The following is a 17,955-nucleotide window of genomic DNA, read 5'->3' as shown; positions in this document are numbered from 1 at the left end:
CCGACGGCTCGGCTTTCAAAGCGTTTCGGCGAGCTCCTGCAGCTTGCGCCACCGGATCGATGACCACAGCGAAAGCGCGATCAGGCCAGCGCCCACCAGCCCGGTGATCGCCTCGGGAATGTGCAGCAGCGTCTGGGCATACATGATCACCGCCAGCACCAGGACGGCGTAGAACGCGCCGTGCTCCAGGAAGCGGAAATGCGACAGCGTCTGGCGGTCCACCAGCATGATGGTCAGCGAGCGCACATACATCGCGCCGATGCCGAGACCGATCGCGATTACCAGCAGGTTCTTGGTCAGCGCGAAGGCGCCGATAACGCCGTCGAAGGAGAAGCTGGCATCGAGCACTTCGAGATAGATGAAGGCGCCGAGGCCGCCCTGCGCCGCCGCCTTGGCGGTCTGGGTCTGGGATGCATCGAGAAGGCCGCTCAGCACCTCGATTGCCAGATAGGTCAACAGGCCGTAAATCGCGGAATAGAAGAATTCCTCCGCCCGACCATCCTCGACCAGCGTGGAAAAGACCAGCACCAGCACCAGCGCGATGCCGGTTTCGATGCCCTTGACCGCGGCAAGCTTTGCCATCGGCATTTCCAGCGGCGCGAACCAGTGCACGTCCTTCTCGTGGTCGAAGAAGTAGGAAAGGCCCACCATCAGCAAAAACGTGCCGCCAAAGGCCGCGATCGGCAGATGAGCGTCATGCATAATCTCGGCGTAGGCGCGGGGCTCGGCAAAGGCCAGGTGGATGGCGGCAAGCGGTCCGACCTTGGCGGCAAGCACCACGATCACCAGCGGGAACACCAGCCGCATGCCGAACACGGCGATCAATATGCCCCAGGTGAGGAAGCGCCGCTGCCAGACATGGCTCATGGTCTTGAGCTTGTTGGCGTTGACGACCGCATTGTCGAAGGACAGCGAAATCTCCAGCACCGCAAGCACGGCGGTGATGAACAGGAAGGCGAGCGCGCCGCTCAGCCCAAAGCTGAAATAGCCGTAAAGCGTGCTGGCCACGAGCCCTGCAATGGTGACGATGAACGCCCATTTGAAATAGGAAATCGTGGAGGTTTTCATGGACGGGCCTCCCCTGTCGGCAGGGAGCGATGAAAGAAAAGCACGCATGCACGAAGATTACGCGCACGCGTCCGAAACGTCAGATTTTGAAGCATGGTAACCATGTCCGCCGGCTAATTTGCGGGCGGTACCGACATCACGAGAGCGCCGTCAAACTCTCGCCAGAGGGGCCCGGCACCGGGTTCGTCGCGGCTCCTCCAGGATGCGCCGGACTGCACCAGACTTAGCCGCAAAATCGCCGGCGTCAAGTGCCGCGTCGAATCGGCTTTCCAGATTGCACGCCGGACAGGGCGTGATAGATTGACAAATCACAACCGGGTTGGGAGTTGGCGGCATGCTTTATCTTCTGGCGTTATTAATCGGTATTGTTGCGGGTTTGAGGGCGATGACGGCGCCGGCTGCGATCAGCTGGGCCGCTTATCTGGGTCTTCTCGATCTCTCCGGCTCATGGCTCTCCTTTCTGGCCTCGCCCTGGGCGGTCGGCATATTGAGCGTGCTGGCGCTCGCGGAATTCGTCACCGATCAGCTTCCCTCCACCCCCAGCCGCAAGGTGCCTCCGCAATTCGGGGCGCGCATTTTCATGGGCGCGGTCTGCGGCGCGGCGATCGGATCGGCCTCGGGCGTCTGGATCGCGGGTCTCGTGCTCGGCATTGCCGGCGCGGTGGTCGGCACGCTCGGCGGCGCTGCCGTCCGGCAGCGGCTCGCGGCCCGGTTCGGCCGCGATCTGCCGGCTGCCCTCATCGAGGACGCGGTTGCCATCCTTGCCGCATTGGGTATCGTGTGGAGCCTATGAGGACATTCGACGCCATCATCATCGGGGCAGGGCAGGCGGGGCCGCCGCTTGCCGCGCGTTTTGCCGCCGAGGGCCGGAAAGTCGCGCTGATCGAACGTCATCAGGTCGGCGGTACCTGTGTCAACACCGGCTGCACGCCGACGAAGACGATGGTCGCCAGCGCCCGCGCCGCGCACGTGGCACGGCGCGCGGCCGATTTCGGCGTGGATATCGGCGGCGGCATCAGCGTCGACATGAAGCGGGTCCAGGCGCGCACGGCCGAGATTGCCGGGGCGTCGCGGTCCGGCCTCGAGAGCTGGCTCTCCGGTCTCGACAATGTCACCCTGCTGCGCGGCCATGCCCGTTTCATCGGTCCCGACCGGGTTGCGCTCGGCGATGAAGTGCTGACCGCGCCGAAGATTTTCATCAATGTCGGCGGTCGGGCCGCGATCCCGGATATCGAGGGGCTTTCCGATATCCCCTATCTGACCAACAGCGACATGGTCGGCCTCGACCGCCTGCCGGAGCATCTTCTTGTGCTGGGCGGCAGCTATATCGGGCTGGAATTCGCCCAGATGTTCGCGCGGTTCGGCTCCAAGGTGACGGTGGTGGAGCGCGGCGCGCATCTGATCGGCCGCGAGGATCCGGAGGTCAGCGAGGCGGTGCGCGGCTTTCTGGAGGATGAAGGCATCACGGTGATGACCGGCGCGGAGTGCATCCGCGTCGAGCGGCGCGGCGACGGCATCGTCATGCATGCCGATTGCGGCGGCGAGACCCGGACCGCCACCGGCTCGGACCTGCTGGTGGCGCTTGGCCGCAAGCCCAATACCGATGACCTCGGTCTCGACACGGCGGGCGTCGCCACCGATGGCCGGGGCTTCGTGACCGTCGGGTCCGGCCTTGAGACCAGCCAACCCGGCATTTTCGCGCTCGGCGATTGTAATGGCCGCGGGGCCTTCACCCACACGTCCTATAATGATTACGAGATCGTCGCCGCCAATCTTTTCGATGGCGAAAGCCGCTCGGTCGACGATCGCGTCTCCGGCTACGCGCTTTACACCGATCCGCCGCTCGGCCGCGCCGGCATGAGCGAGACGGAGGCGAAAAAGGCCGGCTACAATGTCGCGGTCGCCAGCCGTCCGATGACGAATGTCTCCCGCGCCAAGGAAAAGGGCGAGACGGCGGGGCTGATGAAGCTCATCGCCGACGCCGATAGCGGCAAGCTCCTCGGCGGCGCCATTCTCGGCCCTGGCGGGGACGAGGCGATCCACGCCGTCCTGAACCTGATCAATATGGGCGCCACAGCCAAAGACCTGCAATGGGCGGTGCCCATTCACCCGACGGTTTCGGAATTGTTGCCCACCCTTGCCGGCGGCCTGGAGCCGGTTCGCTGACCTCTCGCTTTTTCAGCTTGCCGCCGGTGCGCGGGCAGTGGTATGGAACGGCCTCCGACGCGGTCGGACGGGCGGGTATGATGTAATGGTAGCCTGTCAGCTTCCCAAGCTGAACGCGCGGGTTCGATTCCCGCTACCCGCTCCAGGGTCTCTTCACTTTTCCGATGGCTTGTGCTCGGTTTTGCGCCACAGATAGGGCGCGTGGTAGAGTTCCACGAACGCCTTCCACGCCGAAAATGACAGCATCAGCCAGTAGAGCGGCAGCCAAAAGGCGCTTGCGCGCATACCGAGCATTTCTCCCTTGCGCATTTTCGACACGCCCAGCCGCAGGAATATCCAGTAGCTGGCGATAATGTTGATCAGGTCGATGCCGGTCAGGATCTGCTGCAGCGGTCCAGGGTTTGAGCCCGGGTGGAGCAGCAGCCAACTGGTCGTCAGCACCGACAGGAACAATAACGGGTGCAGCAGCGATGACAGGATCATCCCGCCGGTATTGGCCAGGAAAACGGCAAAGCCGAGCAGGCCCAGTTCGTCGCGCAGCCGCCCCGGTTCCCTCAGCGCCACCAGCGCCGTCTGCAGCCATCCCTTGAGCCAGCGCGATCGCTGGGCAATCCAGGGCCGGATCGCTGTCGGCGCGTCCTCCAGCGTTTCCGCGGTGATGGCCCCGCAATAATAACCGAGCCGGTGCATCCGAAGGCCGAGATCGGCGTCCTCCGCAACGTTGTAGGGATCCCAGCCGCGGCAGGCGCGCAGCGCCTGAATGCGAAAATGATTGGAGGTGCCGCCGAGCGGTATCGGAAACCGGTGAAGAGCGAGAAACGGCAGGATGCCGCGAAACAAACCTGAATACTCGCAGGCATAGAGCCCCGTGATCCAGTTCTTTCCGACATTGGAGATCGTCAGCGGCGCCTGAAGGCAGGCAAGCTCCCGCGGCGACTGTCGAAACGTGTTCCAGGCTTCGCGCAACTGGTCGGGATGCGGCCGGTCTTCGGCGTCATAGATCACCACGAACCGGCCCTTTGCGCCGCAAAGCGCGTAGTTGAGCGCATTCGGCTTGGTGCGAGGGCCGCCGGCTGGCACGACCACAAGCTCGAATTGCGCCGGCAGCCGCGCCCGCTTAATGGCGTTGATGGTTTCCGCGTCATCCGCCTCGCAAACCAGCTTGATATCGAGCTTGGAGGCCGGCCAGTTGATGCGTTGCATACTCTCCGACAATTGCGCGATCATCCCGGCCTCGCGGTAGAGCGGGATCAGGACGGTATAGACCGGCAGGTCCGGCGGTTCGCTTTCAGGTCTCGGGGCGCGCTGGCGGGGCCTTGCCCGCGTGGCGGCAATGCGGACGAGCAGGGCGAACAGATAGAGCGTCGTGAACGCGATATGGGCAAGCAGCAGGGTCTCGGCGGGAAAGAACAACAGACCGGCCAAAAGCGTCGCCGCGCTTCCCCCGAGCAGGAAGCCCTGTTTGCCCCAGAACACGATCCGTGCGGAAAAGCGCGGCTCCCAGACCATGAGGTCGTTGACAGCGTTGGTGAGCCGCCGGCCCTCGCCGGTCTTCCATACCGCCGCCCGCACGGCCTCCGGCGTCGTGATGATGACGCAGCGCCTGACTTCAGGCCGGGACGACAGGCGGAGATGGAGGTCGGCAAGATCGCCGGCGGTGGGCACCACGGCGAAGCGGCGCTCGGCCTCTCCGCTGTCGAGCCGTAGGCCGCGCGGGTCCGCCAGCAGGCGGTCGATCCCGGGGCGGTCCGTGACGCAATCCGGATCGATGCGGCTTTCGAACGGCAGCACGAGATACCGGGCGAGCCTCCTGTAATAGTCGTCCGAAGCGACCGCGCCGCTGAACAGAAGCTCCTTCTCGATCGTGGTATTGTTGGCGAGCGCGGCCTTGATCCCCTCCTCGATGACGCTTTCGTCAAAGCCGAGACGGTGCAACATCTGGCGCTCCTTCCGGATCGCTTTCGGGAGCGAACGCAGGGCAGCAGAGGCGCGATCCGGCGTGCGGATGGCGGCCTGCCTGAACACGGACATGATACCCCTCTTTACCGCGCGCCCTCTTTTGTTTTTTACAAGTAAAGACTCAGGGTGAAGGGAAAGGCAAGATAGAAATGTTGTTTCTAGATTTTGGTCTGCGCCGTGCAGCCATGTGCACGGCGTTTTATGAGGATATATTCAAGAAATACTTTAGTTTTATCTAATCAAGCGAAGTTGAGTTATTCACGCCAGCGAAAACCGCCTCAAACAGTGCGGTACCGGGCGATCGCGCCGCGTTCGATCGCGGCGCAGGTCAGCTTGTCCAAGTGGAGCCGGTCGCGGAGAAGCTGCAGCAGGCGGATTTCCTCGGCGCGGATGACCTGATCGACGGACATGATCTCGACGGCCAGCGCATAGGCCGTGTCGTAGAGCCGCTTGGGCAGCGTGTCGCGGATGATCTCCAGCGCGATATCCATGCCCTCCGGCCCGGACACGATCCCGGCGCAGTCATGGGCAATGCGGGTAAGATCGTTTTCGTCGAACCCCTCGAACACCGGCAGCGAGCGGGTGATATGTCCGATCCGCGCCATCTCCGTGTCGCTCATCGCGCTGTCGACGGCGGACGCCATCACCATCACATAGATCAGCGCGTCAAAATGGGTAAGCTCGGGTCGGGACATGAACGATCTCTCGGGTTTGGAAAATTACTGGCTGGCCCAGAGAATGCGGGCAATCCACTCTATGTCTGAAAGGTCGAAGACGATATTGGCATGGGCGGGGTTGATCGACATCAGTTCGATCTGGCGGGTGGTGCGGCGCACCAGAACCTTGGCCAGAACCTCGCCCTCGCGGGTGCGCACCACCACGCGGTCGCCCTTGCGGGTTTCGGCATTGGCCTCGACGATCAGCACGTCGCCGTCGCGGTAAAGCGGCATCATGCTGTCGCCCTGCACTTCGAGGGCGTAGATCCCCTGGGCGCTGCGGGAGGGAACGGGAAAGTCGACCTCGTCCCACCCCTGGCCGACCGGATAACCGCCATCATCGAAGAAGCCGCCGGCGCCCGCGCGCGCGAGCCCCAGAAGCGGTATTGTCGACGGCTGCGGCGGGAAGCTGCCGATCGGTCCCGGAACGCCGCCGACAGCCGCCGGGCTGTCGTTGACGAACTCCGTCATCGATGTGTTGGTGGCCGCCAGTATCTTGGCGAAGGATTCCATCGACGGCCAGCGCTCGCGGCCGTCCGGCGCGCGCCGCTTCGACTTGTTGAAGGTGGTCGGATCGAGACCGGCCTTGCGCGCAAGACCCGACGGGGTGAGCTTGTGGCGCGCGGCAAGCCGGTCGATCGCGCTCCAGATCTCGCTATGGGTGAGTTTTTCAAACATCGCCGTCGGGTCGGTTGATATCCACTTAACCTATAGCTTAACGGATATCGCAGCGTAAAGGCGGACAGGAATAAAATCCTGTCTTTTACATGTCATCACGCAACCATCGCCATGTTGACCTTGCCGAGCTGGATGACGGCCTGGGTCCGGCTGTCGACATTGAGCTTCAGCAGGATCGCTGAGACATGCGCCTTCACGGTCGCCTCCGAAACGCCGAGCTCATAGGCGATCTGCTTGTTCAACAGCCCCTCGCACAGCATTCTGAGCACGCGCGACTGCTGTGGCGTCAGCGTCTGCAGCCGCTGCAGCATGTCGGCGATGTCGGGATCGCTTTCCTCGCCGCCGCCGTAATTTTCCGGCGTGTAGACCTCGCCCGCGAGCACCTTGCGGATGCCGTTGCGCAATTCGTCGATCCCGACCGATTTCGAGATGAAGCCGGAGGCGCCGAGCGCGAGCGAGCGGCGGATGGTGTCGTCATCGTCGCTGCCGGAGATCACCACGATCGGAAGACTGGAGAATTCGGAGCGCAGCGTGATCAGGCCAGACAGGCCACTCACCCCCGGCATGGCGAGGTCGAGCAGAAGCAGTTCGGCTTCCGGATTGTCGCGCGCGGCCTGCTGGGCGCTTTCGAAATCGCCCGCCTCGACCACGGCATAGGGCGTCGCCATGCCGCCGATCGCCTGTTTCAGCGCGCTGCGGAACAGCGGGTGGTCGTCCGCGATCAGAATGGTTTGTCCGGTCATTCCTGGCCTCCTCCCAAAGGCAGTTTCACAACCCTTAACATTCGACCTCGCGCTGCTGCAACTGTTTGACGGCACAACAATGGTGGTCCTGCTATTTATGATCGCCGCCACGCCCCATTAGCAACCCAAAAAAGCGCATGATGCCCGGAAATAGGCGATTTCCCCTTGCTTTCGGCCGCTGAAACCGCGTGGTGATGGACATTTGCGTGACTCTTTGCCAAACCCGGAGCCGGACAGCACAGCGACGGGACGGATATGAACCAGCAACCGATTTACAAGATCGTTACCGAAGGCGAATGGCAGGCGGCGCGGTCCGCCGGCCTCTTCAAGGGTGCGGCGGTCGATCTCGCGGATGGCTTCATCCACTTCTCGACCGCCGACCAGGTGGAAGAGACCGCCGCCCGGCATTTCGCCGGCCAGACGGATCTGCTGCTGGTCGCGGTCGACCCCGCGGCGCTGGGCGACGCTCTGAAATATGAGCTATCGCGCGGCGGAGCGCTGTTTCCCCACCTCTACGGCGATCTGTCTTTCGATGCCGTTCTTTGGGAAAAGCCGCTGCCTGTGGACGGAAACGGCCGGCACGATTTTGCGGGACTGCTTTCATGATCGACCTCTACCGTTGCGGTGGCCGCCGCGCCGCCTTCGCGCTCGATCCCGAGCTTGCCCACGGCCTGACGCTGAAGGCGATCCGCACCGGCCTCCTGCCCGGAGCCCGCCATGCCGGCGACAAGAGCCTTCATACCACGGTGGCCGGCCTCTCTTTCAAGAACCCGCTGGGCGTTGCCGCCGGGCTCGACAAGAACGGCGAGGCGCTCGACGGATTGCTGAAGCTCGGTTTCGGCCATGTCGAGGCGGGCACGGTCACGCCGCGCCCGCAGCCCGGCAACCCGAAGCCGCGGCTGTTCCGGCTGGTCAAGGACGAGGCGGTCATCAACCGCATGGGCTTCAACAATGACGGCCACGACGCGCTTGCCGCCCGGCTCGAGCGCCGCGACAGATCGGTGGGCCCGGGCATCATCGGCGTCAATATCGGGGCCAACAAGACGTCGGAGGATCGGATCGCCGACTATGTTGCCGGCATTACGCGGTTTTCAGGGCTCGCCGACTACCTCACCGTCAATATTTCCTCGCCCAACACGCCGGGCCTGCGCGATCTGCAGGCGCGCGCGGAGCTTGCGCGGCTTCTCGGCAGGGTCGCCGAGGCGCGGGAAAAGGCGGCCCGCAAGGTGCCGGTGTTCCTGAAGATCGCGCCGGACCTGACCGAGGAAGGCCTCGATGATATCGTCGCCGAAGTTCTGAACAGCGCGCTCGACGGCGTCATTGTTTCCAACACCACGCTGTCGCGCGCGGGTCTCAGGGAAGAAAAACTGGCGGGCGAGGCCGGCGGGCTGTCCGGCGCGCCGCTGTTCGAGCGATCGACCGCGCTTCTGGCTCGCATGCGCCAGCGCCTCGGCCCCGATCTCGCGCTCATCGGCGTCGGCGGCGTCAATTCCGGCGCGCGGGCGGTGGAGAAGATCCGCGCCGGCGCCGATCTGGTGCAGATCTATTCCGGCATGACCTATGAGGGCCCGCAACTGATCGAGGACAGCCTGACGGCCATCATCGCCGCCATGCGCGAGGCCGGAGCAAGTTCGCCGCGCCAGTTGCGCGACAGCGGCGTTGCGGAATGGGCTTCAAAACCGTTTTGAGCGTTATTGGCTGAGGCACATCGCCCAGAACGGCTGGTTGCCGGAATTCGAGCTGACGGCGCGGGCGACGCCGATATGGGAATAATTTCCCAACATGTTCTTCAAATGCCCCGGCGAATTGACCCAGGCCTGGAAGGCGCGTTCGGGCGTGCGCTGCTGCATGGCGATGTTTTCGGCGGCCGGCAGCGGCAGGCCCATGCGCTTGAACCGGGCCAGCACGCTCTCGCCGCCGGTGATGTGGTTCATCTTGTCGGCCAGCGCCATGCGGCTTGCCTGATCGATCGCCGCCTGCTCGCAGGCGCGCGAATAGGAAAGCTTCGAAAGCCCCCGGCTTTTGCGCAGCTCATTGACCCAGGGCAGGAAGGTGGACGTCATCGCCTCGCTGTCGACATCTCCGCGCGGAAGGTCGCTGCCGAAAAACGGGCTGCAGGCGGCAACGCCGGCGGCAAGCGCGCCCAGCAGGAGGACGCGGCGGGTGGTGGCGATCTGTGTCAACGGCGATAGCTCAGGATGCGGATGATCAGGAAGACCGGCACGACGATGATCGCGCCCAGCACGAAATAATGGCCAACCTCGCCAAGGGCGGCAAAACCGCGATTCCAGATATTTCGCAGGAAATCGATGATGCCGTAATAGATGTCGAGCGGATGGATGCCGAGCGCCGACAGGATGAAGCCGACGATCAGCGATACCACCAGCAGGCGGACGATGGTGCCGACGACCGTGCCGCCCAGGAACCTGTTTATGCCGTTGCTCATGCCGCTCTCCTTTACCCGGCTAGATAAAGAGGCTTTGCGGCGCATTCAAGAAAAAAGCGGCGATGCGATTCCGCTTGCTTTTCGAATGGAAAAGCGACATTGGCGCTCAGTTCCCTACCGGTTTTCGAGACATGAGCCTTCTTTCCCTTTCCTCGGGCGATCTGATTGCAGATCGCCGCGCTGATTATGCCCGCATGCTGGACGAGGCCGGCGACCATGCCGCCGCTGCGGAGGTGATGGAGCAGGCGATGACGCTTGTGCCGGACTGGCCGGCGGGCCTCGCCCTGCTCGCCGCCTATCGCGAGCATGCCGGCGATGTCGCGGCGGCAATCGCAACGCTCGAAAGGCTCGAGGGCGAGGACGACGACGACCTGTTTGCCGCCAGCCTGAAGCTTGCCGTTCTCGGCGCGTCCGAGCCGCCCGCCCATCCGCCGGGCCGTTATGTCGAGGCGCTGTTTGATTCCTATGCCGATCATTTCGACGCGGCGCTGACCGAGCGGCTCGATTACAACGCGCCGGAAAGGCTTGCGGCCCTTCTGGAAAAGAGCGAGGGCGCGGCGCGCCGCTTCAGGCTTTGCGCCGATCTCGGCTGCGGAACCGGGCTCTCGGGCGCTGCCTTTTGCGCGCGGGTCGACCGCCTTGAAGGCTTCGATCTCTCGGCCAACATGCTGGCCAAGGCGGAGGAGAAGGCGGTGTATCAGCACCTCGCCCAGGCCGATCTTCTGCTTGCGCCGGAGGAAAGCGGGCTGTTTTCGCCGGTGCTTGCGCATCACCGCGCCGATCTTGTCGTGGCCGCCGATGTGCTGATGTATCTCGGCGCGCTTGAAAGCCTGATGGCGAATGTCGCGGCCCTGATCGCGCCCGGCGGCCTGTTCCTGTTTTCGGTGGAGGATGGCGGGGAGGCCGAGGCCTATACCCTGCTGCCGTCGCTGCGCTACGCCCACGCCTTCGCCTATGTCGAGGGCCTGTTGTCGGAGGCCGGTTTCGCGCTGAAGCGCCATGAACGGGCGGCCTTGCGCAAGGATGCGGGTGAACCGGTTCCCGGCATCCTGTTTCTGGCGGTCAAACTTCTCTCCTGATGCTGCCGGCATGTCGGCGGGCGGAACTCCGAGACGGACATACGCGTTTATCCTGCAAACTTGTCCAACAGACCGAAAGGAGGCTGACCATGACCTTCACGCCTGAACTTTGCCACGCCGCGCGTATTCTCGCCCGGATCGACCGTCCGACGCTTTCCGCCGAAAGCGGGATTGCGGAGGATCGGATCGAGGGATTCGAGAACGGCACAGCCGATCTGGGCGATAATTCGGTCGAGAAACTGAAGATGACGCTCGAAGCGCTCGGCGTGATTTTCCTGCCCGAGGAGAAGGAGGGCGGCGTCGGCATACGCCTGAAATTCACCGGCAGCGAAACCCGCCGCATCCTGAACTGGGAGGGTGAGGGCGGCCGCGTCAATCAGGATGACGTGGTTTAAGCCGGTTTGACGTGCGCGGCGATTTGAGCGATGGAACTATCGGGGCCGGTCCGGTCCCGATTTTTCATGTCCGGAGCTCGATAGCTTGTCCGAAAACCGCTTTCTCGCCGGGATCGTCAGTTCGACGTCCGAAAGCCATTCGGCGCTTGAGGATGCGCAAGGCATCATCGCGGGGTCGATGCTTGCCTGCCTGGGCGTGATGGTGCTGAAGGCCGGCGGGCTGCTGACCGGCGGCACGGCCGGTCTCGCCTTTCTGCTGACCTATGCGACCGCGCTTGATTTCGGCCTCGCTTTCTTCATCGTCAATCTGCCGTTCTACTATTTCGCCTGGAAGCGGCTGGGGCTGAAATTCACGCTCAAGACCTTTGTCGCGGTGGCGCTCACCTCGGTTCTAACGGCGGTGGTGCCGGATTTCATATCGATCGGCGAGACCGACCCGCTCATTGGCGCGCTGTTCGGCGGCGTTCTGGTGGGGGCGGCGCTGCTGATCCTGTTTCGCCATTCGGCAAGCCTCGGCGGTTTCGGCATTCTGGCGCTCTATCTGCAGGACCGGTTCGGCTGGAAGGCGGGCTATGTGCAGCTGATGCTGGACGGTTGTGTGCTACTGTTGTCGTTCTTCGTCGCGACGCCCTTCATCATTGCCTGTTCCGTCGCGGGTGCTGTGGTCATCAATCTGGTGCTCGCCATCAATCACCGGCGCGATCGCTATATCGCGATGTAGGACGACAAAATATCCGCTGGCGTTTCCCGCCGATAATTGCCATTTTGCGCTCATGAACGAAACGGAAACATTGCCGGAGCGCTTCCGCCGCTGGTTTGCCGAAAACGGCTGGCAGCCGCGCCCGCACCAGCTTGAACTGCTGGCGCGCGCGGGCGCTGGCGAGGACATGCTGCTGATCGCGCCGACCGGCGCGGGCAAGACGCTTGCCGGTTTCCTGCCGTCCCTTTCCGATCTCGACCGGCGCGGGCCGCAAAAGCCCGGTCTCAGGCCGCGCGGGGTTCACACGCTCTACATCTCGCCCTTGAAGGCGCTCGCCGTCGATATCGCGCGCAATCTGGAGCGCCCGGTGGTCGAGACCGGACTTCCCATCACCATGGAGACCCGCACCGGCGATACGCCCCAGGCCAAGCGCCAGCGCCAGCGCCTGAAGCCGCCGGATATCCTGCTGACGACGCCGGAACAACTCGCGCTGCTGCTTGCCGGCAAGGATGCCGACCGCTTCTTCGAGGATTTGCGCTATGTGATCTTCGACGAGCTGCATTCGCTGGTCACCTCCAAGCGCGGCCATCTTCTGTCGCTCGGGCTCGCGCGGCTTCGGCGGTTGAGGCCGGAACTGACCGCCATCGGCCTGTCCGCCACCGTCTCCGATCCGATGGAGTTGCAGCGGTGGCTGGTGGCCCAGACCGGCGAGGTCGATCCGCCCCATGCCGGGCTGATCACGGTCACGGGGGGAGCGCGGCCGGAAATCACCATCCTGAAGGCGTCCGCGCGCATCCCCTGGTCCGGCCATTCGGCGCGCTATGCCGCGCCCGATATCTACGAGGAGCTGAAACAGCGGCGGATGACGCTGATCTTCGTCAATACCCGCTCGCAGGCCGAGATCGTGTTTCAGGAATTATGGGGCATCAATGACGACAATCTGCCGATCGCGCTGCATCATGGCTCCCTCGATGTCGGCCAGCGCCGCAAGGTGGAGGCAGCGATGGCCGCCGGCAAATTGCGCGCGGTCGTCGCCACCTCCACGCTCGATCTCGGCATCGACTGGGGCGATATCGACCTCGTCATGCATATCGGCGCGCCGAAGGGGGCGAGCCGGCTGGCCCAGCGGATCGGCCGCGCCAACCACCGCATGGACGAGCCGAGCCGCGCCATTCTGGTGCCCGCTAACCGGTTCGAGGTGATGGAATGCCAGGCCGCCCTCGACGCCAATTATGTCGGCGCGCAGGATAGCCCGCCAATCGGCGAGGGCGCGCTCGATGTGCTGGCCCAGCACGTGCTCGGCATGGCCTGCGCCGAGCCCTTCGACATCGACGCGCTGTTCGACGAAGTCCGCACCGCGCTGCCCTATACCGGCCTCGATCGCGATACCTTCGCGCGCGTCGTCGATTTCGTCGCCACCGGCGGCTATGCGCTGCGCAGCTATGAGCGCTACGCCAAGATCCGCCAGATGGCGGACGGGCTGTGGCGGATCTCCCATCCCGATGTCGCCCGTCAGTACCGCCTCAACCTCGGCACCATCGTCGAGATGCCAATGCTGAAGATCAGGCTTGTCAGGGCAGGCAAGCGCAGCGGGCCGCTGCGGGGCGGGCCGACGCTGGGCGAGGTCGAGGAATATTTCATCGAGATGCTCAGGCCCGGCGACACCTTCCTGTTTTCCGGCAAGGTGCTGCGCTTCGAGGGCATTCGCGAGAACGAATGCCTGGCCTCGGTCGCCTTCGATACCGATCCCAAGATCCCGGCCTATGCCGGCGGCAAGTTTCCGCTGTCGACCTATCTCGCCGATGGGGTCAGGGCGATGCTCGCCGATCCGGAGCGCCGCAAGGCGCTGCCGGCGCCTGTGCGCGAGTGGCTGTCGCTGCAACAGCTCCACTCCCACCTGCCGAAGCGCGGCGAATTGCTGGTGGAGACCTTCCCGCTCGAAAACCGGTTCTACATGGTGGCCTATCCCTTCGAGGGGCGGCTGGCGCACCAGACGCTCGGCATGCTCCTGACTCGGCGGCTGGAGCGCATGGGCGCCGCGCCCACCGGTTTCGTCTCGACAGACTATTCGCTGGCGATCTGGGGGCTGAAGGATATCGGGGCGATGCTGGTCGATGGCACGCTCGACCTGAAGGAATTGTTCGACGAGGACATGCTCGGCGACGATCTCGAGGCCTGGCTCGACGAAAGCTATATGCTGAAGCGCACCTTCCGCGCCTGCGCCACCATTGCCGGCCTGATCGAGCGGCGCTTTCCCGGCAAGGAGAAAACCGGAAGGCAGATGACGGTGTCCGCCGATCTGATCTATGACGTGCTCCGAAGCCACGAACCCGACCATATCCTGCTGCAGGCAACGCGCGCGGACGCGGCGGCCGGCTTGCTGGACATCGCCCGCCTTGGCACAATGCTGGAACGAATCAAGGGCCATCTGGTGCACTACCGGCTGGAGCGGGTCTCGCCGCTGGCAGTGCCGGTGCTCTTGGAGATCGGCCGCGAAAGCGTCAATGGCGGCGCCGGCGATGCCGTGCTTCAGGAAGCCGCCGATGAACTGGCAGCAGCGCTCGAGGCGGCGGAAATGATGCATGAAGAGGCAGGCGAATGAACGTGCAGACGTCGATCGAACGGGAAGGGCAGGCCGGCCGCGCGCGCCGGTTTTCGGGCCATGCCGTTCAGTTCGATGCGTCCGGAGCAGCCTTCTTCCCTGAACTCGGCCTTCTCGTCGTCTCCGATCTCCATCTGGAACGTGGTGCCGCCCATGCGCGCCGCGGCTTCTTCCTGCCGCCTTATGATACCGGACGCACGCTTGCCGCCCTTTCAGCCGTGATTACCCGCTATCGCCCCGCCCGCGTGGTCTCGCTCGGTGACAATTTCCACGATCGTGTCGGGGCTCGCGAAATGCCGGCGGAGACGCGGGAAAAGCTCGCTTCCCTGGCCGAAGACTGCGACTGGGTCTGGATCAACGGCAATCACGACCCGGACGGCGTCGGCGGCCTTCCGGGGCGGGTTTTCGATGTCTGGGAATTCGAGGGACTGACTTTCCGCCACGAGCCGACCCGCAGGGCCGAAGCCGAAATCTGCGGTCATCTCCACCCCTCCGCCGTGCTGCACCGCCCGGGCAAATCCGTCCGCCGTCCATGCTTCGCCGCCGACGAGACGCGGCTGATGCTGCCGGCCTTCGCCACCACGCGCGGCGGACTCGACCTGCGCCATCGCGCCTTTGCCGGGCTGTTCAACCGAAAGCTGCTCAACGTGCACATGCTCGGGCCGGACCGGGTTTATTCGCTGCCCTTTGCGGCACTTGGCTGCTGATGCACGCCGATGAAGTGCCCGTCAGCCTCCCGGCGGCGCGCGCGCTGATCTCCGCCCAGTTTCCCCGGTATCGCGATCTGCCGGTAAGCCCGCTTGCGGGCGGGACGGACCATGCGATCTTTCGCGTCGGGCAAAACATCGCGGCGCGTTTTCCCAGGCGGAGGGAGGAAGCCGAAGCGTGCCGCATCCGGCTTGAGGCTGAAGCGCGCGCGCTTGCCGAACTGGCCGCCTGTTGTCCGGTGCCCTGCCCGGAGCCGCTCGGCCTCGGTCGGCCGGGCGACGCCTACCCGATGTACTGGACGCTGCAGACTTTTCTGCCGGGCGCGGTCGCGACGCCCACCGGGCTCGCCCGATCCGATGGATGTGCCGATGATATCGCCCGATTGATCGCATCGCTCAGGCAGGCTGACACGAAAGAGCGGCGTTTTGACGGGCGCGGGCGGGGCGGTCGCCTGACGGATCACGATGCCTGGATCGCGACCTGCCTTGAAAACAGCCGCGGCCTGCTCGATGTTTCGCGCCTTTCAGCCTTGTGGGAAAACTTGCGGCTCCTGCCGCCGGGCGGCCCCGACGTGATGAGCCATCGTGACCTGATCCCGGGCAACCTGCTGGTGAAGGGGGATCGGCTTGCGGGCGTGCTCGATGGCGGCACCTTCGGGCCGGCCGATCCGTCGCTCGATCTGGTGGCCTGCTGGCATCTCTTCGACGCGCGGCGCCGGGCGCGCATCAGGCAGAGCCTCGGCTCGGACGCGCTGGAATGGCAAAGGGGCGCCGCCTGGGCGTTTGCACAGGCAATCGGGCTCGTCTGGTATTACGAGGTGAGCAATCCCGACATGGCGGCGCTCGGCCGCAGCACGCTCGCCCGCCTTGTTGAAGACGAGATCAGCTCTTGCGGAACATGACGCTGGCGAACCAGCCCGAAAACAGCGCGATGGCCACCGCGCCGAGGCCGTAGAACAGCGGATATTCGTGCGCGGCGACGGTGAGCCGGGCTTCCAGCCCGGTCTTCACGACCTTCAGCGGCAGGGTCTCGGTCGCGATCTGGCGGCCGTTCTTGAACAGATAGGCGCGCACCGTGTGGGTGCCCTGGGGAATGTTCACCGAAAGCCTGAGGCTTGCCCTGAACAAGCTGTTGGAAACGAAGGACACTCCGTCCGGTTCGCTGTCGTAAAGCGCGTCCGTGGCGTTCAGCCGCAGCATCGCCTCGCGGAAGGTGGCGACGTCGCTGGCATCGCCGAAATAGCCGACGGGCGAAATCCGCAGATGCGAAACGCCGATGCCGGCCGAATTGAGCGCCTGCGGCGTGGTCACTTCATCCAGCGGCCGCGTGCTCGAGATCGAATAGGAGCGCGGCACATGCTCGAAGGTCACCGTCTCGCGGTTGACCCAGATGCCGAAGACGCGCTCCTTGCGGCGCACATCGGCCTCGGCTTTCGGGCCTTCGAGGATCACCACGATGTCGTAGGCGCCCTTGGAAAGCAGCATTGGATCGGCATCGTTGATCGCACCGAACACGGTGAGGTCGGCGCCGGAGAAATCCGAGGTGATCGCGATCTGGTTGGTCGAGGTGCCGATTTCGAGCGTCTCTTGCTGCGGCCCCTGGGCAAGGGCTGCGGCGGGAAACAAAAGCGCGGCGAGGAGGAGGACGTTGCGGATCATTGCGGCGCTCCCTCGAAGACGACCGAGAACACATCGCTCGGCGTGACGACCAGACCGAAGGCGAGGCGGACGCCGACGGCCAGGATCAGGACCGCCAGCAGCGCGCGCAACTGCTCGCCCTTGAGCTTCTGGCCGACGCGCACCCCGTATTGTGCGCCGATCACGCTCGACAGCATCAGGATGGTGGCGAGCACGATGTCAACCGAATAGTTGGTCGTTGCCTGTATCACGGTGGTGTAGGCGGAGACGAAGATGATCTGGAACAGCGACGTGCCGACCACGATATTGGTCGGAATGCGCAGCAGATAGATCATCGCCGGCACCATGATGAAGCCGCCGCCGATACCAAGCGAGGAGGTGAGAACGCCGATCATGCCGCCAAGCGTGAACACCGGGATGACGCTGAGATAAAGCTTCGATTTCTTGAAGCGCATCTTGATCGGCAGGCGGTGCACCCAGTTGTGCTGCCCCGGCTTTCGCAAGGAGACGGATTGCTGCTTGGCGCTGCGCCGTATGGCGCGGATGCTTTCCACCAGCATCAGCCCGCCGATTGACGATAGCAGCACGACGTAAAGCAGCGAGATCACCAGATCGAGCTGGCCGAGATCGCGCAACAGCGAGAACAGCCAGATGCCTATGGTCGCCCCGACCAGACCGCCCGTCAGCAAAACCGTGCCGAGCTTCATGTCCAGCGTGCCGCGCCGGAAATGGGTCAGCGTGCCGGAGACCGAGGAGGCCACCACCTGGCTTGCGCCGGTTGCGACCGCCACCACCGGCGGGATCTGGTAGAAAATCAAAAGCGGCGTGATCAGAAATCCGCCGCCGACGCCGAACATGCCCGATAAGAAACCCACTGCCGCGCCCATGCCGAGTATAACGAAAATATTGACCGAAAGTTCGGCAATCGGCAGGTAGATCGACACGCGTGTCCCCAATAGCATTTGGGCCGGATGTTGAATCCAGCCTTATTAAGTGTGCTTTCTTTCTGCGACTCAAAGCCTTGCAAGTCAATTCGCAAAGCCGTGATATTGCAATTC

The 17,955-nt window shown here is 64.0% G+C and carries 19 protein-coding genes and 1 tRNA gene; 11 read left to right on the top strand and 9 right to left on the bottom strand.

Annotated elements, in window-relative coordinates; translation table 11 throughout:
• Positions 1–15: 15 nt before the first annotated feature.
• Positions 16–1,068, bottom strand: a complete 1,053-nt coding sequence (locus K7H91_RS11660; RefSeq protein WP_230720401.1) for a DUF475 domain-containing protein — start codon at positions 1,066–1,068, stop codon at positions 16–18.
• Between the two features lie 334 nt (positions 1,069–1,402).
• Between K7H91_RS11660 and K7H91_RS11655 the strand changes: the two genes are divergently transcribed.
• The 3 genes from K7H91_RS11655 to K7H91_RS11645 all read left to right on the top strand — a co-directional run bounded on the left by K7H91_RS11655 (position 1,403) and on the right by K7H91_RS11645 (position 3,379).
• The gene (locus K7H91_RS11655) at positions 1,403–1,861 is read left to right on the top strand and encodes a DUF4126 family protein (protein WP_026173401.1); all 459 of its coding nucleotides are present in this window, start codon (positions 1,403–1,405) and stop codon (positions 1,859–1,861) included.
• On the top strand, positions 1,858–3,234 hold the full coding sequence (locus K7H91_RS11650) for an FAD-containing oxidoreductase (RefSeq protein ID WP_230720400.1): 1,377 nt from the start codon (positions 1,858–1,860) through the stop codon (positions 3,232–3,234). The genes K7H91_RS11655 and K7H91_RS11650 overlap by 4 nt, the downstream gene beginning before the upstream one ends.
• 71 nt (positions 3,235–3,305) lie before the next feature.
• A tRNA-Gly gene (locus K7H91_RS11645) sits at positions 3,306–3,379 on the top strand.
• A gap of 8 nt (positions 3,380–3,387) precedes the next feature.
• On the opposite strand, the gene K7H91_RS11640 is transcribed toward K7H91_RS11645, so the two are convergent.
• From K7H91_RS11640 to K7H91_RS11625, 4 genes are all read right to left on the bottom strand, one after another.
• Positions 3,388–5,265: a glycosyltransferase family 2 protein gene (locus tag K7H91_RS11640; protein WP_230720399.1), complete on the bottom strand. Its 1,878-nt coding sequence runs from the start codon at positions 5,263–5,265 to the stop codon at positions 3,388–3,390.
• A 206-nt stretch (positions 5,266–5,471) separates the two neighbouring features.
• Complete coding sequence (locus K7H91_RS11635; protein ID WP_018064394.1) at positions 5,472–5,888, bottom strand: tellurite resistance TerB family protein; 417 nt, start codon at positions 5,886–5,888, stop codon at positions 5,472–5,474.
• 24 nt (positions 5,889–5,912) lie between these two features.
• Positions 5,913–6,587, bottom strand: a complete 675-nt coding sequence (locus K7H91_RS11630) for a S24 family peptidase (RefSeq protein ID WP_230720398.1) — start codon at positions 6,585–6,587, stop codon at positions 5,913–5,915.
• 95 nt (positions 6,588–6,682) lie between these two features.
• Positions 6,683–7,330, bottom strand: coding sequence for a response regulator (locus K7H91_RS11625; RefSeq protein ID WP_230720397.1), 648 nt, complete (start codon positions 7,328–7,330; stop codon positions 6,683–6,685).
• 255 nt (positions 7,331–7,585) lie between these two features.
• Here K7H91_RS11625 and K7H91_RS11620 point away from each other — a divergent pair, with 255 nt between their 5' ends.
• Complete coding sequence (locus tag K7H91_RS11620; protein WP_230720396.1) at positions 7,586–7,936, top strand: DUF952 domain-containing protein; 351 nt, start codon at positions 7,586–7,588, stop codon at positions 7,934–7,936.
• Complete coding sequence (locus K7H91_RS11615) at positions 7,933–9,018, top strand: quinone-dependent dihydroorotate dehydrogenase (protein ID WP_230720395.1); 1,086 nt, start codon at positions 7,933–7,935, stop codon at positions 9,016–9,018. The genes K7H91_RS11620 and K7H91_RS11615 overlap by 4 nt, the downstream gene beginning before the upstream one ends.
• A 3-nt stretch (positions 9,019–9,021) precedes the next feature.
• On the opposite strand, the gene K7H91_RS11610 is transcribed toward K7H91_RS11615, so the two are convergent.
• Both K7H91_RS11610 and K7H91_RS11605 read right to left on the bottom strand, forming a co-directional pair.
• On the bottom strand, positions 9,022–9,513 hold the full coding sequence (locus K7H91_RS11610) for a CAP domain-containing protein (RefSeq protein WP_230720394.1): 492 nt from the start codon (positions 9,511–9,513) through the stop codon (positions 9,022–9,024).
• Entirely contained in the window at positions 9,510–9,776 is a 267-nt protein-coding gene (locus tag K7H91_RS11605; protein WP_230720393.1) for a DUF6460 domain-containing protein, read from the bottom strand. Before K7H91_RS11605 ends, K7H91_RS11610 begins: the two co-directional genes overlap by 4 nt.
• A 131-nt stretch (positions 9,777–9,907) precedes the next feature.
• Between K7H91_RS11605 and K7H91_RS11600 the strand changes: the two genes are divergently transcribed.
• From K7H91_RS11600 to K7H91_RS11575, 6 genes are all read left to right on the top strand, one after another.
• Positions 9,908–10,855 (top strand): methyltransferase, encoded by a 948-nt coding sequence (locus K7H91_RS11600; protein WP_230720392.1) that lies wholly within the window; start codon positions 9,908–9,910, stop codon positions 10,853–10,855.
• Positions 10,856–10,944: 89 nt separating this feature from the next.
• Positions 10,945–11,250: an XRE family transcriptional regulator gene (locus K7H91_RS11595; protein ID WP_230720391.1), complete on the top strand. Its 306-nt coding sequence runs from the start codon at positions 10,945–10,947 to the stop codon at positions 11,248–11,250.
• Positions 11,251–11,335: 85 nt separating this feature from the next.
• Positions 11,336–11,971 carry a YitT family protein gene (locus K7H91_RS11590; protein WP_230720390.1) on the top strand — a complete coding sequence of 212 codons (636 nt, stop codon included), beginning with the start codon at positions 11,336–11,338 and terminating at the stop codon, positions 11,969–11,971.
• Positions 11,972–12,023: 52 nt separating this feature from the next.
• On the top strand, positions 12,024–14,552 hold the full coding sequence (locus K7H91_RS11585) for a ligase-associated DNA damage response DEXH box helicase (protein ID WP_230720389.1): 2,529 nt from the start codon (positions 12,024–12,026) through the stop codon (positions 14,550–14,552).
• Positions 14,549–15,259 carry a ligase-associated DNA damage response endonuclease PdeM gene (gene pdeM / locus K7H91_RS11580; RefSeq protein ID WP_230720388.1) on the top strand — a complete coding sequence of 237 codons (711 nt, stop codon included), beginning with the start codon at positions 14,549–14,551 and terminating at the stop codon, positions 15,257–15,259. Before K7H91_RS11585 ends, pdeM begins: the two co-directional genes overlap by 4 nt.
• The gene (locus K7H91_RS11575; RefSeq protein WP_230720387.1) at positions 15,259–16,161 is read left to right on the top strand and encodes a phosphotransferase; all 903 of its coding nucleotides are present in this window, start codon (positions 15,259–15,261) and stop codon (positions 16,159–16,161) included. Before pdeM ends, K7H91_RS11575 begins: the two co-directional genes overlap by 1 nt.
• Here the strand turns inward: K7H91_RS11575 and K7H91_RS11570 are convergent.
• Both K7H91_RS11570 and K7H91_RS11565 read right to left on the bottom strand, forming a co-directional pair.
• Positions 16,142–16,918 (bottom strand): TIGR02186 family protein, encoded by a 777-nt coding sequence (locus tag K7H91_RS11570; protein WP_230720386.1) that lies wholly within the window; start codon positions 16,916–16,918, stop codon positions 16,142–16,144. The genes K7H91_RS11575 and K7H91_RS11570 overlap by 20 nt on opposite strands.
• Positions 16,915–17,841 carry a sulfite exporter TauE/SafE family protein gene (locus K7H91_RS11565; RefSeq protein ID WP_230720385.1) on the bottom strand — a complete coding sequence of 309 codons (927 nt, stop codon included), beginning with the start codon at positions 17,839–17,841 and terminating at the stop codon, positions 16,915–16,917. Before K7H91_RS11565 ends, K7H91_RS11570 begins: the two co-directional genes overlap by 4 nt.
• Positions 17,842–17,955 lie beyond the last annotated feature (114 nt).

This window comes from Martelella mediterranea (assembly GCF_021021415.1).
Taxonomy (GTDB): domain Bacteria; phylum Pseudomonadota; class Alphaproteobacteria; order Rhizobiales; family Rhizobiaceae; genus Martelella; species Martelella mediterranea_C.
Note: the sequence above shows the minus strand (reverse complement) of the source record. Positions and strands in the feature narration are given on the sequence as shown.